The sequence below is a fragment of the Actinomycetospora callitridis genome (assembly GCF_028737265.1).
In the GTDB taxonomy this organism is placed as follows: Bacteria; Actinomycetota; Actinomycetes; order Mycobacteriales; family Pseudonocardiaceae; genus Actinomycetospora; species Actinomycetospora callitridis.
In genome coordinates, this window is sequence record NZ_JAQZAK010000004.1 from 75,128 (window position 1) to 88,720 (window position 13,593).

General features: G+C 74.5%; 16 protein-coding genes. 8 read left to right on the forward strand and 8 right to left on the reverse strand.

Annotated features, from left to right (window positions below; genetic code table 11):
• Positions 1-4: 4 nt before the first annotated feature.
• From PH191_RS14750 to PH191_RS14775, 6 genes are all read right to left on the reverse strand, one after another.
• On the reverse strand, positions 5-739 hold the full coding sequence (locus PH191_RS14750; protein ID WP_274195378.1) for an alpha/beta fold hydrolase: 735 nt from the start codon (positions 737-739) through the stop codon (positions 5-7).
• A gap of 67 nt (positions 740-806) precedes the next feature.
• Positions 807-1,958, reverse strand: a complete 1,152-nt coding sequence (gene galK, locus PH191_RS14755; protein WP_274195379.1) for a galactokinase — start codon at positions 1,956-1,958, stop codon at positions 807-809.
• Positions 1,955-2,956, reverse strand: a complete 1,002-nt coding sequence (gene galT, locus PH191_RS14760; RefSeq protein ID WP_274195380.1) for a galactose-1-phosphate uridylyltransferase — start codon at positions 2,954-2,956, stop codon at positions 1,955-1,957. Before galT ends, galK begins: the two co-directional genes overlap by 4 nt.
• A complete protein-coding gene (locus PH191_RS14765; RefSeq protein ID WP_274195381.1) occupies positions 2,953-3,111 on the reverse strand; it encodes a hypothetical protein in 159 nt (52 codons plus the stop codon). Before PH191_RS14765 ends, galT begins: the two co-directional genes overlap by 4 nt.
• A gap of 393 nt (positions 3,112-3,504) precedes the next feature.
• Positions 3,505-4,464 carry a DUF222 domain-containing protein gene (locus PH191_RS14770; protein ID WP_337994063.1) on the reverse strand — a complete coding sequence of 320 codons (960 nt, stop codon included), beginning with the start codon at positions 4,462-4,464 and terminating at the stop codon, positions 3,505-3,507.
• Between the two features lie 338 nt (positions 4,465-4,802).
• Complete coding sequence (locus PH191_RS14775) at positions 4,803-5,147, reverse strand: PadR family transcriptional regulator (RefSeq protein ID WP_274195383.1); 345 nt, start codon at positions 5,145-5,147, stop codon at positions 4,803-4,805.
• Between the two features lie 114 nt (positions 5,148-5,261).
• On the opposite strand from PH191_RS14775, the gene PH191_RS14780 reads away from it, so the two are divergent.
• The 5 genes from PH191_RS14780 to PH191_RS14800 all read left to right on the forward strand — a co-directional run bounded on the left by PH191_RS14780 (position 5,262) and on the right by PH191_RS14800 (position 8,476).
• Positions 5,262-5,756, forward strand: coding sequence for a YbaK/EbsC family protein (locus PH191_RS14780; RefSeq protein ID WP_274195384.1), 495 nt, complete (start codon positions 5,262-5,264; stop codon positions 5,754-5,756).
• Positions 5,757-5,885: 129 nt separating this feature from the next.
• On the forward strand, positions 5,886-6,617 hold the full coding sequence (locus tag PH191_RS14785; RefSeq protein WP_274195385.1) for an SDR family oxidoreductase: 732 nt from the start codon (positions 5,886-5,888) through the stop codon (positions 6,615-6,617).
• A 46-nt stretch (positions 6,618-6,663) separates the two neighbouring features.
• Complete coding sequence (locus PH191_RS14790) at positions 6,664-7,536, forward strand: SDR family oxidoreductase (protein WP_274195832.1); 873 nt, start codon at positions 6,664-6,666, stop codon at positions 7,534-7,536.
• 26 nt (positions 7,537-7,562) lie between these two features.
• Positions 7,563-8,159: a TetR-like C-terminal domain-containing protein gene (locus tag PH191_RS14795; protein ID WP_274195386.1), complete on the forward strand. Its 597-nt coding sequence runs from the start codon at positions 7,563-7,565 to the stop codon at positions 8,157-8,159.
• 137 nt (positions 8,160-8,296) lie between these two features.
• On the forward strand, positions 8,297-8,476 hold the full coding sequence (locus PH191_RS14800) for a hypothetical protein (RefSeq protein WP_274195387.1): 180 nt from the start codon (positions 8,297-8,299) through the stop codon (positions 8,474-8,476).
• A gap of 60 nt (positions 8,477-8,536) precedes the next feature.
• Here PH191_RS14800 and PH191_RS14805 read toward each other — a convergent pair whose 3' ends face one another.
• Positions 8,537-10,312 carry an ABC transporter ATP-binding protein gene (locus tag PH191_RS14805; protein WP_274195388.1) on the reverse strand — a complete coding sequence of 592 codons (1,776 nt, stop codon included), beginning with the start codon at positions 10,310-10,312 and terminating at the stop codon, positions 8,537-8,539.
• 78 nt (positions 10,313-10,390) lie between these two features.
• On the opposite strand from PH191_RS14805, the gene PH191_RS14810 reads away from it, so the two are divergent.
• Positions 10,391-10,825, forward strand: coding sequence for a MarR family winged helix-turn-helix transcriptional regulator (locus tag PH191_RS14810; protein WP_274195389.1), 435 nt, complete (start codon positions 10,391-10,393; stop codon positions 10,823-10,825).
• Between the two features lie 54 nt (positions 10,826-10,879).
• A complete protein-coding gene (locus PH191_RS14815) occupies positions 10,880-11,383 on the forward strand; it encodes a hypothetical protein (protein ID WP_274195390.1) in 504 nt (167 codons plus the stop codon).
• Between the two features lie 25 nt (positions 11,384-11,408).
• Here the strand turns inward: PH191_RS14815 and PH191_RS14820 are convergent, their stop codons facing one another.
• A complete protein-coding gene (locus tag PH191_RS14820) occupies positions 11,409-12,278 on the reverse strand; it encodes an alpha/beta fold hydrolase (protein ID WP_274195391.1) in 870 nt (289 codons plus the stop codon).
• Between the two features lie 124 nt (positions 12,279-12,402).
• Between PH191_RS14820 and PH191_RS14825 the strand changes: the two genes are divergently transcribed.
• On the forward strand, positions 12,403-13,593 hold the full coding sequence (locus tag PH191_RS14825) for an acyl-CoA dehydrogenase family protein (protein ID WP_274195392.1): 1,191 nt from the start codon (positions 12,403-12,405) through the stop codon (positions 13,591-13,593).

Below are 13,593 nucleotides of genomic sequence, written 5' to 3' on the forward strand. Positions count from 1 at the left end.
GCGTCTACCCCGTCGACGCCTCCCGGCACACGCGGCGGGTGAGCGTCACGATGTGCCGGGCGAGCTCGGCGGGACGGGTCTGAGGCAGGTTGTGCGCCCCCTCGGTGATGGTCACGACCTCGATCCCCGGGCGGGTCGCGGCGAGCGCGTCGAGCCAGCCGGTCGGGGCGAGGTGGTCGTGCGGGCCGCGCACCAGCAGCACCGGCACCGTCGTCGCCGCGAGGGTGGCCCGCAGGTCGCGGCGACGGGCGGCGCGCAGGGCACGGGCGAAGCCGGACAGCCGGGTCGTCGCGTAGGAGCGCAGCATGCCCGGCACGCGGCGCGGGTCCTCCCGCGCCGCGGTGCGCAGCCAGCGCACGACCAGGCGGCGCCGGGGCGACATGCGCGGATCGGCGGTCGGGCCGACGAGCACGAGGCCGCGCACCGTGTGCGGGTGACGCCGGGCCAGCTCGGCCACGACCTGGCAGCTCGCCGAGTGCCCGACCAGGACCAGCGGCCCGTCCGCGAGGCCGTGCGCGTCCAGGCGCCGCGCGAGGTCGTCGGCCGACGACTCCGGGTCCAGCGCCGCGCCCGACTCCGCGCGGAGTCCCATGGACGGCAGGGCGACGACCGCCGTGGGGACGGCGACGCCGAGCGCGTCGACGAGTCCCCCGTACGACGCGGCCGTCAGACCCAGGCCGGGGACCACGACCGCGACGGGGCGGCCCGCCGGCGGCAGGAGGACGGGGTGCGGGGGCATCCCGGGTGACTACCCGGCCGCGTGCGGCGTCCTGTCGGCGTGAGACCGACTCCTCACCCCGGCCCGCTCAGCGCTCCCGCCGGGCGCCGCCGGCCGGGTGGACCTCGCGCACCACCGGCTCGGGGTGGCCGTCGACGGCGGCCCGGCGCGTCACGGCCTCGGCGATGTCCTCGGCGGCGGCGGCCGGGGTGAGCAGGAGCGCGCTGCCACCGAAGCCGCCGCCGACCAGACGCGACCCGAGCGCCCCGTGCTCGAGGGCCGTCTCCACCACGGCGTCGAGCGCCGGCACCGAGACCTCGAAGTCGTCGCGCAGCGAGGCGTGCGACGCGGTCAGCTCGGGCCCGACCTCCGCGGGGCGGCCGGCTCGCAGCAGCTCCACGACGCGGTGGACCCGCGCCTGCTCGGTGACGACGTGGCGGGCGCGCCGGAGCAGCGTCCCGTCCAGCCGGTCCAGCATCGCCGGCGTCGCCTCGCGCAGGGCATCGACGCCGAGCGCCTCCGCGGCGGCGACACAGGCGGCGCGGCGGTCGGCGTAGCCGCCGTCGGCGAGGTCGTGGCGCACCCGGGTGTCGACCACGAGCGTCACGAGCCCGTGCTCCTCCAGCCCGAGCGCGACGTGCTCGGCCTCGAGCGTGCGGCAGTCGAGCAGGAGCGCCGCGCCCTCGCGGCACATCAGCGACGCCGCCTGGTCCATGATCCCGACGGGTGCGCCGACGATGTCGTTCTCCGCGCGGCGCCCGGCGCGGGCCAGGGTGTGGCGGTCGAGGTCGCTGCCGGTCAGCTCCGCCACGGCCAGCGCCACCGCGGACTCCAGCGCTGCCGACGACGAGAGCCCCGCGCCGAGCGGGACGTCGCCGTCCACCACCAGGTCCCACCCCGCGCCCGGCAGGCCCTCCTCGCGCAGCGCCCACACCGTCCCCAGCGCGTAGGCCGACCAGCCCCGAGCCTGGGCGAGCGCGTCGAGCGTGGTGGTGACGAGGTCGTCGGGCTCCTGTGTGGAGCGCACCGTCACGGTGCCGTCGGCACGCGCGGCGGCGGCGACCCGGCAGCGCCGGTCGATCGCGAAGGGCAGCACGTGGCCCTCGTTGTGGTCGGTGTGCTCGCCGATGAGGTTCACCCGCCCCGGCGCCGAGAACACGCCGTCGGGGTCGCGGCCGAGGGCGTCGCGGAAGGTCTGCCCGACGTCCCGGTCGGTCCGGTCGGCACTGGCGGCGCTCACGCCGGCACCGTCGCGTCCGCGCAGGCCGCCCGCAACCGCTCGGCGGCCACCTCGGGCGCGACGTCGGTGAGGTACGCGCCGCCGAACGTCTCGGACCCGGCGAGGTACTTCAGCTTGCCGCCGCCCCGGTGCGGCGGGCAGATCTCGAGGTGGAGGTGGGTGACGTCGCGGTCGGCGCCGTCGGTGGGCGCTCCGTGGACACCCATCAGGTAGGACGTCGCGACGCCGAAGTACCGGTCGTACCCGGCGAGCACCCGCGCCAGGACGCGGGCGAGGTCCGCGCGCGCCTCCGGGGTCAGGTCGGGCAGCGACGGGACGTGCGCCCGGCTCCAGATGTCGACCTCGTAGGGGAAGCGCGCCCAGGGCGGGACGCCGGCCACGAAGTGCTCGCCGGCGACGACCTCGCGCACCCCGCCGGCCTCGGCCGCGACGACGTCGCAGAACACGCACCGGCCGGTGCGGTCGTGGTGGGCGCGGGCGGCGGCGATCTCGCGCGCCGGGCGGGGCGGCACGTCGGGGTAGGCGTAGATCTGGCCGTGCGGGTGGTGCAGCGTCACGCCGACCGCCTCGCCCTTGTTCTCGAACGGCAGCACGTAGCGGACGCCGGGGTCGGCGCCGAGGTCGGCGACCCGGCGCGCCCAGGCCTCGACGAGCAGGTGCACCCGGGCGACGCCGACGTCGGCGAGCGTCGCGTGGTGGTCGTCGGTGAACACCACGACCTCGCAGTGCCCGTAGGCCGGCTCGACCGGGACGAGGTCGGTGCCGGGGATCGCGGGCGCGGGCGGGTGCGGTGACAGCGACGGGAAGCGGTTGTCGAACACCGCGATCTCGAAGTGCTCGCGTGGGACCTCGGTGGGCTCGTGACAGGCCGATGTCCGACCCGGCGGCGTCGGGCAGAGCGGGCAGGCGGCGGCCGCCGGCTTGTAGGTCCGGTCCTGGCGGTCGGTCGCGAAGGTGACCCACTCGCCGTGGGTGGGGTCGTAGCGGCGCTCGCTCACGCGTCCTCCCCCCGTACGTCCCCCTGAGTCACCCAGGAGAAGAACCGGATCGTCCGCCCGTCGGCGAGCTCGCCGACCTCCTCGCCGACCTCCTCCCCGACCTCCAGGCCGACTCCCTCGCCGTCCCGTGGGATGGACGCTCCGTCCTCGTCCAACGACACCTCCCCCTCGACGCCGGGCGCACACCGATCGCGGTCTCGTGAATCATCACGTCCACGGTCACGGCGGGCGACGCCGACCATGGCAGGCCTGGACCGCACCCCGGCAAGGGCGCCGGGGCTAGTGGGAGAGAAGTCGGCGTTGTCCGCCGGGTCGGGGTCTTCGCTCGGGGTCGACCCATCGTGGGGGCGTGAACCACGGGAGCCCGTCGATCATCTGCACGGTCCAGTGGCCGTGGTGGATCACCTGGTGGTGATGGCGGCAGAGGAGCGTCAGGTTCTCGAGGCACGTCGGACCCTCGTCCGCCGCCCAGTGCTCGACGTGGTGGGCGTGGCAACGCCGCGGTCGGCGCGTGCAGCCGGGGAAGGCGCAGCCGCCGTCGCGGAAGGTCAGCGCCCGGCGCATCGCGTCCGGGACCAGGCGGGAGCGTCGGCCGATGTCCAACGGCTCCGACTTCGAGCCCAGCACCATCGGCACGATCTCGGCATCGCAGGCCCACCGGCGGATCGTGGCGGGGTCGGACAGGCGCCGGAGTCGAGCGTGCCGTGTCCGATCGCCAGCTGCAGCCACCGGAGATCCATGGTGATCGTCAGCAGCGGCCGGCCCGGGCTCCGCAGCGCCTCGGCGGTCGGCGCGGGCGCATCGGATCGGGCCGGCTCGGGGATCAGGGCCTCCTGAGCGGGGTCGTCGCCGGCGTCATCGCCCTCGGGCTCCGTGTCCGGCTCGGCCGCCCGCTCGCGGCGCGCCTCGGCCGCGAGGCCACCCGGCCCGGCGGCGTCCTCGACCAGGTCCTTCAGCGCGGAGGCGTTGCGGGTCGGGCGGTCGCGGTCGTCGTCCGGGCCGGTCGGTGTCGCGAGGGTGTCGAAGACCTCCCAGATCAGCTCCGCGTCCACCGGGTCGCGGAACCGACCCTTGATCACCAGCGATCCGTCCCGGCGGCGGGTCACGTACAGCTCGTCCCACCGGTCCGCGCCTTCGTCCGGCGCGGCGCCGTCGGGATCGAGATGGTCGAGCAGCCGCTTCGCGACCTTGTCCAACGCGCGGGGCGGCAACCGCGTGGCCTCGTCCGCGAGGATGCGCTCCGCGTCGACCAGGTCCCACGGGTCCACGTTCTCGGCCTTCGTCAGCCGCGCCATCGCCTTGCGGATGATCTCGAGGTGGTCGTCGTCGACCAGACCCTCGGCCATCACCCGCGCGGTGTTCGGCATCCGCACCGGCAGCGGCTCACCCCGGAGCGACAGCTGCGGCGTCAGGTCCTCGGACTCGCCCACCAGCCGGCGGGCGTCATTGAGGTCGATCCGCAACGAGTCCTGCAGCAACCGCTCCGTGGTGCGGTTCCCGGTCGCCACCGCCACCCCGAGCCGCTCCAGCCCGCGCGACGTCCTCGAGCAGCCGGTACTGCTCGCACCGGAGGGCGACCACCCGGGCATGGAGACGGTCGAGCGCCGCGCGCTCTGCCGTCCCCACACCCCGTTCGCTCATGTGTTCGATTCGAGAACGGACCCCTGACAGTCACGGCCGCTTCGAGGGAACCCAAGACGGAGACTTCTTGCGGGCCCGTCGCGCCCGCCGAACACGGGTGGGCAGTGCGGAAGGTCGAGCGACCCGAGGACTTCGCGGTGGGGTTCGCGCACCACGGCGACAGGCGCCCGCACACCGACAGGCCAACGGGAGGAAGCGGCCGAGGTCAGTCCCCCGACCCGTCGGCGAGCCTGTGCACCGCGTCGGCGAAGGAGTCGGCGGCGCGGAGGCGGGCGGTCAGCGAGCGTCGGCCGGTGTCGGTGAGGCGGTAGCGACGGGGGTCGCGGGACTGGCGGGACACCAGGCGGTTGCGGGCGAGCCGGTGCAGCGTCGGTACGAGGCGCGAGAGCGGCATGTCGAGGGTGCCACCGGCCTGCTCGCGCAGGCGGTCCGCGATCTCGTCGTGACGTCGCGGGGCGTCGGCCAGCGCAGCGAGGACCAGCGCATCGACCTGGCCCCGGTCCCGGATGCGGGCGCGCGGAGCGGAGGCGCGACGGGTCGTCGTGGTCATGAACATCAGGATGGCCCTGCGCGACGATCCGGCAAACGGGGCCGTTGGGCCCAGCCGGGAAGGCCGGACGGTCCATGCGGCCGGGCGTGCGGGTGCCTCGTACCCTCCGGCGCCGTGAGCACGCACGACGTCACCGGCCGGGACGCGGTCGAGCGGGCCCTGGAGGCCGCCGGGTCGCCGCGGGAGATCCGGACCTTCGACACCCCGGTCCCGTCGGCCGCGGCCGCCGCGGAGCAGCTGGGCTGCGAGGTCGGCGCGATCGCCAACAGCCTGGTCTTCACCGCCGGCGAGGACGCCCGGGCGGTCCTCGTGCTCGCCTCCGGCGCGCACCGCGTCGACCCCCGGCGCCTCGCCGCCCACCTCGGCGTCGCGAAGCGTCGCGTCAAGCGCGCCGACCCGGACACCGTCCTGCGGGCGACCGGCCAGCACGTCGGCGGGGTCGCGCCGGTCGGTCACCCGGCACCGCTCCCCTGCCTCGTCGACGTGGCGCTGACCGCCTACCCGACGGTCTGGGCCGGCGCCGGCGACGAGCACTCGATGTTCCCGACCACCGCCGAGGAGCTCGTCGCCCTCACCGGCGGGACGCTGCTCGAGGTCGCCGCGGACTGACGGCCGCCGGGCCGGGACGACCCCTTGCCGGGGTGGTGACACGGACCACTCCCCTCGATATGGACAGTCTGTTCTCTTCGTGGTTCTCTCTATATGGACACAGCGTCCACATCCACACCGGAGGTACCCATGAGCAGCACTCGCGTCGCCCTCGTCACCGGGGGCTCGGGCGGGATCGGCCGCGCGGTGGCCGAGCGACTGGCGCGCGACGGCATGGCCGTCGCCGTCCACTACGCGGGCAACAAGGCCCGGGCCGAGGAGGTCGTCGCCGCCGTCGAGGCGGCCGGCGGCCGGGCGATCGCCGTCGGCGGCGACGTCGCGGAGCCCGCGGAGATGGAGGCCGCGTTCGACGCCGTCGAGGAGGCGTTCGGCGGGATCGACGTCGTCGTCAACACCGCCGGGATCATGGTCCTGGCGCCGATCGCGGAGCTCGACCTCGACGACCTCGACCGCATGCACCGCACCAACATCCGCGGCACCGTCGTCGTCGCCCAGCAGGCCGCCCGCCGCGTCCGCACCGGTGGCGCGATCGTCGCGTTCTCGACGTCGGTGACGCGGCTGTCGTTCCCCACCTACGGCGCCTACGTCGCCAGCAAGGGCGCCGTAGAGGCCCTCGTCCCGGTCCTCGCCCGGGAGCTGCGCGGCCGCGAGGTCACCGTCAACGCCGTCGCTCCCGGCCCGACCGCGACCCCGCTGTTCCTCGAGGGCAAGACCGAGGAGCAGGTCGCCGGGCTCGCCGAGGCCGCGCCGCTCGAGCGCCTCGGGCAGCCCGACGACATCGCCGAGGCCGTCGCCTTCCTCGCCGGACCCGCCCGCTGGGTCAACGGCCAGACCCTGTTCGCCAACGGCGGACTCGCCTGAGAGGACCTGACGTGCACCAGATCATCGTCATCACCGGCGCAGTTCAATACAGCACGCCGATAGGGGCTTCGGGGCCATGAGCGCCCGCGAGCTCGCCCGCGCCGGCCCCACCGTCTACGCCGGCATCCGCGACACGGCCGGCCGGAACGCACCCGCCGTCGCCGACGCCGCGGCCTTTGCGGCCGAGCAGGGCGCGGACCTGCGCACCGTCGAGCTCGACGTCGCCGACCAGGACTCCGTCGACGCCGCGATCGCCCGCGTCGTCGCCGAGGCCGGACGTCTCGACGTCGTCGTCCACAACGCCGGGCACATGGTGCTCGGCCCCACGGAGGCGTTCACCCCCGAGCAGCTCGCGAGCGTCTACGACACCAACGTCGTGTCGACCCAGCGGGTCAACCGCGCCGCGCTGCCCCACCTGCGCGCCCAGGGCCACGGCCTGGTCCTGTGGGTCGGGTCGACGAGCACCCGCGGCGGCACCCCGCCCTACCTCGCGCCGTACTTCGCGGCCAAGGCGGCGATGGACTCGCTGGCGGTCAGCTATGCCGCCGAGCTCGCCCGGTTCGGGATCGACACCTCGATCGTCGTGCCCGGCTCGTTCACCAGCGGCACGAACCACTTCGCGCACGCCGGGCAGGCCGCCGACGCACCCGTGGCCGCCGCCTACGAGGAGCGGTACGCCGGGCTCCTGGACCAGGTCGGCGCGCGCCTCGCCGAGCTGGCCCCACCGGACGCCGACCCCACCGAGGTCGCCCGCACGATCGTCCGCGTGGTCGACACCCCCGCGGGACAGCGGCCCTTCCGCGTGCACGTGGACCCGGCCGACGACGGCGCCGAGGTCGTCAACGCCGTCGGCGACCGCGTGCGGACGGAGTTCTACCGCCGGATCGGCCTCGACGACCTGCTGCACGTCCGGGCATGACCCGGAGATCGCTAGCATCGCCGGTCGTGGACGACCAGCGCCGGCCCCGGGGACGGGGCCGGCGCCCGGCCGACGAGGTGCGCGGCGAGGTGCTGGCCGCGGCGGGCGAGCTCCTGCTCGCCGAGGGCATGGCCGGCTTCACCTTCGAACGGATCTCGGCGATCTCGGGCGCGAGCCGGACCACCCTGCACAAGTGGTGGCCGTCGCGCGGCGCCCTCGCCCTCGAGGCCTACTTCCGTTCGGTGCAGAGCACGCTCGCGTTCCCCGACACCGGCGACATCGCCGCCGACCTCACCGACCAGCTCACGGCGTTCGTCCGACTGATGACGCAGACGCCCGCGGGACGCGTGATCGCCGAGCTGATCGGCTCGGCGCAGACCGACCCGGAGCTCGCCGCGGCCTACCGCGAGCACTACTCCGCGCCGCGTCGGGCGCTCGCCGTCACGGCGATCGAGCAGGCGCGCGACCGCGGCGAGCTCCGGGACGACGTCGACGCCGAAGCGGTGGTCGACCAGCTGTGGGGCGCCTGCTACCACCGGCTGCTCATCCCCGATCAGCCGCTGACCGAGGACCTGGCCCGCACCCTGGTCGCCCAGGTGGTCCGTGGCGTGGCACGGAGGTGACGAAGGTGACGGAGACGAGAACGGTGGTGCGCAACCAGGTGACAGGAACGGCGTAGGCTGGATGGCGTCTGGATCGATCCGGTAGTGTCCGACCGGTCCGGACGTACCCCGTACACCGCACCCGAACGAAGGTTGCCGTGCCCGCACGCACCACGCCCGAATCCGAGGTCGACGCCCTCGACGTCGAGCTCTCCGAGCTGCGCCAGCTCCTCGACCGCCTCGATGGCCTGACCCATCAGGCGCGCACGCGGCTCCGCCGCATCGAGCAGCACCGCAACGGTGTCGACCCCCGTTGGATCGACCGCGCCGCTCGCTGACCCGTCCCACCAACTGAGCCCGCCCCGACCTGGTCGGGGCGGGCTTCCGTGTTCCCGGGATCAGGCCGCGAGCGCCGCGTAGCGCCCCTCGCGGTCCACCAGCTCGGCGTGCGTGCCGGTCTCGACGACCCGGCCGTGGTCGAGCACCGCGATCCGGTCGGCGTGACGCACCGTCGACAGGCGGTGCGCGATGGTGAGGGTGGTGCGGTGCCGCGCGAGGTCGTCGAGCGCGAGCTGCACGGCCCGCTCGGTCTCGGTGTCGAGCGCGCTGGTGGCCTCGTCGAGGACGAGCACCCGCGGGTCGCGCAGGAGCGTGCGGGCGATGGCGATGCGCTGCTTCTCGCCCCCGGAGAAGCGGTGGCCGCGGGCGCCGACCATCGTGTCGTAGCCCTCGGGCAGGGCGGCGACGACGTCGTGGATGCGGGCCGCGCGGGCGGCGGCCTCGATCTCGGCGTCGGTCGCGTCCGGCTTGGCCGCGCGCAGGTTCTCGCGCACGGTGGTGTGCAGGAGGTAGGTCTCCTGGCTCACCACCCCGACGACGCCGGCGAGGTCGGCCAGCCGCAGGTCGCGCAGGTCGACACCGTCGATCGTGATGCGCCCGGCGTCGGGATCGTGGAGGCGGGCGACGAGCGCGCCGAGCGTCGTCTTGCCCGACCCGGTCTCCCCCACCAGCGCGAGCGTCGTGCCGGCGGGCACCGTCAGGTCGATGTCGTCGAGCGCGGAGCGGTGGCCGCCGGGGTGGGTGAAGGTGACGCCCTCGATGCGCAGGTCGCCGCGCACGTCGGTGAGCGAGACGGGTTCGTCCGGGTCCGCGATGTCCACCGTCAGGTCCTGGTACTCGAAGATCCGGGCGAACAGCGCCAGCGAGCTGGCCACCTGGACGCCGACGTCGAGCAGCCCCGAGAGCGGCCGGAAGATCCCCGCCTGCAGCGAGGTGAAGGCGACGAGGGTGCCGATCGAGAGCGTGCCGACGGTCCAGGGCAGACCGGCGCCGACGTAGATCAGGGCCGGGATGGCCGCGAAGACGACACCCATCGTGGCCATGCGCCAGCGTCCGGCCAGCTGCGAGCGCAGCTCGAGGTCGGTGAGGCGGGCCGAGGACGACGTGAAGCGTTCGACGAGGGCGGGGCCGGTGCCGAGCGTGCGGTGCAGCGCGGCGGCGTCGACCGACAGGCCCTCCTCGATGGTGACGTTGAGGTCGGCGAGCTCGCGCTGGCGTGCCGCGGTCAGCTCGCGGCGCATGCGCGCGACGCGGCGGCTGACGAGCACGGCCGGCGGCAGCACGACCAGGGTGACCAGCGCGAGCTGCCAGGACAGGGCGACCATGGCGACGGCGGTGGCGACGACGGTCGTGAGGTTGGCGGCGATCGACGTCGCCGTCGACGTGACGACGGTCTGCATGCCGCCGATGTCGTTGGTGATGCGCGACTGCACCTCGCCGGTGCGGGTGCGCGTGAAGAAGCCGAGCGACTGGCGCTGCAGGTGGGCGAAGACGTCGGTGCGCAGACGGTGCATGACGCGCTGACCGACGCCGGTGGAGATCCAGGTCTGGACGACGCCGAGCGCCGCGGTGACGGCGGCGACGCCGATCATCCCGGCGGCGAGCAGGACGAGCAGGCGCAGGTCGCGCTGCGGGAGCGCCTCGTCGATGACGGCGCGGAGCAGGAACGGCGAGGCCATGGCGACGGTCGACGACGCGACGATGACCGCGACGACGACGGCCAGCGGCCTGCGGTCCTGCCGGAACAGGCGCGCGACGCGGCGCAGGGAGACCTGGCGCGCCAGCTCGGCGTCCTGGGCACGGGTCTCGCGGCTGGGTTCAGGAGGGCGGGGCAAGGGGCGACTCCTCGGTGGTGGGTTGCTGAGGTAACCTCAACGTGAGGCTACAACAACAACTCGCGAAGGGTATTCCCCGTGGACGACGAGCGCAGCGACGGTCCGGAGCAGGGCTCGCTCGCCGAGGCGTTCTGGCAGGTCGCGCGCCGGCTGCGCCACCAGTCGCGCGAGGCGCTCGCGCCCTGGGGCGTCTCGCCCTCCCAGCTCCGCGCGCTCGGCGTGCTGCTGCGCCACGGCGCGGTGCGCTCCGGCGAGCTCGCCGAGCACCTGCGCATCGCGCCCCGCTCGGCCACCGAGGTCGTCGACGCGCTCGCCGAGCGCGGCCTCGTCGAGCGCCGGCCCGACCCCGAGGACCGGCGGGCGACGCAGGTCGTCGCCACCGGGTCCGGCATCGAGCTCGGACGCGCGGTGCAGGCGGCGCGCGCCGTCGAGGCCGATCGTGTGTTCGCGACCCTCGGCGATGACGACCGCGCCGAGCTCACCCGGCTCCTGCGACTGCTCGCGGACGGATAGGGCCGCGCCTGCCCGCCGGCGTGCCGGGTGCCCGCGCCGGGCATCCCCACGGCCATGACGAGCAGCGGGACGAGCAGGGGACGCACGCTGGCGGCGGCCGCCCTCGCCGGCGCGGGAGCCGGCCTGGCCGGCGTGGCCGCGATGACGGCGCTGGAGAAGATCGAGCAGGCGGCGCTGGGCCGGCCGTCGTCGTACGTCCCGGCCCGGACCCTGCGGGCCCTCACCGGCGGAGCACCGTCCGACGCCGAGCGCCCGCCGGCGTGGAACCACGCGATGCACTGGGGCACCGGCGCGCTCCTCGGCACCCTGCACGGTGTGTGGGCCGCGACCGGGCTGCGCGGACCCCGCGCGCACCTCGCCCACACCGCCGTCCGGCTCGCGACCGACCAGACGCTCGAGAACGCGACCGGCGTCGGGGCGCCGCCGCACACGTGGCCCTGGCGCGAACAGGCGGTCGACGTCGCGCACAAGGCGGTCTACTCGCTCGTCACCGGTGTCGTGGTCGAACGCCTGGTGGCGCCCGACCTCGAGTCTCACCGCGGCCGCGTCAGCCACTGAGAGCCGCTGAGTCCGTTCCGGCGACTCACGCCCCGTCGAGCACCTTCCGGAGCACGACGGCGAACTCGTCGGGCTTGCCGGGCCAGCCGAACTCGCCGTCGAGGAAGCCGCCGTGGTGGCTCGGGAAGACCGTGGCCTCCTGGCCGAGCGCCGCGGCCGTCGCGCGGCCCGTGCGGGCGGTGTAGGTGTCGCCGGACTCCTCGCCCACCGCGAGGACGACGCGCGACGACGCCGAGGTCAGCGCGTCGACGTCGAGCACGTGGTCGACGACGGCCGTCGAGCGCTCGGAGAGCAGCGGGTCGTCGCGCGAGCCGTCGTCCTCGGTCGGCATGCCGAACATCGCGGGGTCGGGCGCCGGCTGGGCGAAGTACTCGTCGGTGAACTCGCCCTCCCACATCCCCAGGGCCATGAAGCCCGCCATGCCGTGCCCCCACCCCTTGGTCTGGTAGGCCTCCCGGAACTGCTCCGACGCCCGGCGGGCCGCCTCGGCGTCCGGCAACACGCCGATGATCGGCGGCTCGTGGGCCACGAGCGTCACGACGTCCCCGGGGTGCGCGGTGACGAGCTGCAGGCCGGCCACCGCTCCCCCGCTGCTCCCGAACACGTCCACCGGCCCGGCGCCGAGCTCGGCGATCAGGGCGTGGAGGTCCTCGGCCTGGGTGACCGGGTCGTTCTCGACGCGGCCGTCACTGCGGGTGCTGCGGCCGAGCCCGCGCGGGTCGTAGGCGACGACGGTGCGGTCCTCGAAACGCGCCGCGAGAGCGCGGAAGCCGCTCGCGTCCATCGGCTGGCCGATCATGAGCAGCACCGGGTGCCCGTCGGCCGGCGGCAGCGGGCCGTAGACGTCGTAGGCGATCTCGGCGCCGTCCACGGAAAGGACCTTCGTCTCGGCCACGGCCTGCTCCTCCGGGGTGAAGTATCGATATCGAACCAAACAGTTCTAGCGTTGCGCTCAACCGTGAGGTTGTCAAGGCGCCGTCGTCGAGCACCCGACCGGACGCGGTGATGGAGTGTGCGCCATGACGGACGGCGCGACCACGATCGTCACGACCCCCGAGCAGGAGCGACTGCGCGGGGAGGTCCGCGAGCTGTGCGCCCGGTTCCCCGATGAGTACTGGCGCGAGCGCGACCGCGCGCGGGAGTACCCCGACGCCTTCGTCGACGCGTTGACCGAGGCCGGCTATCTGGCCGTGCTGATCCCCACCGAGTACGGCGGGGGCGGGCTGGGGATCACCGAGGGCTCGATCGTGCTCGAGGAGATCAACCGCTCCGGCGGGCACTCGGCGGGCTGCCACGCCCAGATGTACACCATGGGCGCCCTCCTCAAGCACGGCTCCGAGTCCCAGAAGCAGACCTATCTGCCGGCGATCGCGGACGGGACGCTGCGGCTGCAGGCGTTCTCGATCACCGAGCCCGAGGCCGGGTCGAACACCACCGACATCGCCACCACCGCCGTGCGCAGCGGCGACGAGTACGTCATCAGCGGGCACAAGAACTGGACCAGCCGCATCGAGCAGTCCGACCTCGCGCTGGTGCTGGCCCGCACCGCTCCGCGGGGTGATGATCCCGCCGAGCGCACCCGCGGGATCAGCCTGTTCCTGGTCGACCTGCGTGCGATCCGCGCCGAGCAGCCCGACACGTTGGACGTCACCCCGGTGCGCACGATGTTCAACTACGCCACCAACGAGGTCCGCTACCGCGACATGCGGGTCCCGGCCTCGGCGCTGATCGGCGAGGAGGGCAAAGGCTTTCGCTACGTGCTCGACGGGTGGAACGCCGAGCGCATCCTGCTCGCCGCCGAGGCCGTGGGCGACGGCTACTGGTTCATCGCCCGCGCGACCGCCTACGCCAACTCGCGCGAGGTGTTCGGCCGCCCGATCGGGGCGAACCAGGGCGTGCAGTTCCCGCTCGCCCGCGCCTACGGGCAGGTCACCGCCGCGGACCTGATGCGCTACCGCGCCGCGGCCCTGTTCGACGCCGGCGAGAAGTGCGGCGAGCAGGCCAACCTCGCCAAGCTGCTGGCCAGCGAGGCCAGCTGGCAGGCCGCCAACGCCTGCCTGGACACCCACGGCGGCTACGGCTTCGTCGACACCTGGGACGTCGAACGCAAGTTCCGCGAGACCCGCCTCTACCAAGTGGCCCCGGTCAACAACAACCTCGTGCTCGCCTACCTCGGCCAGCACGTCCTCGGGATGCCCCGCTCCTACTGA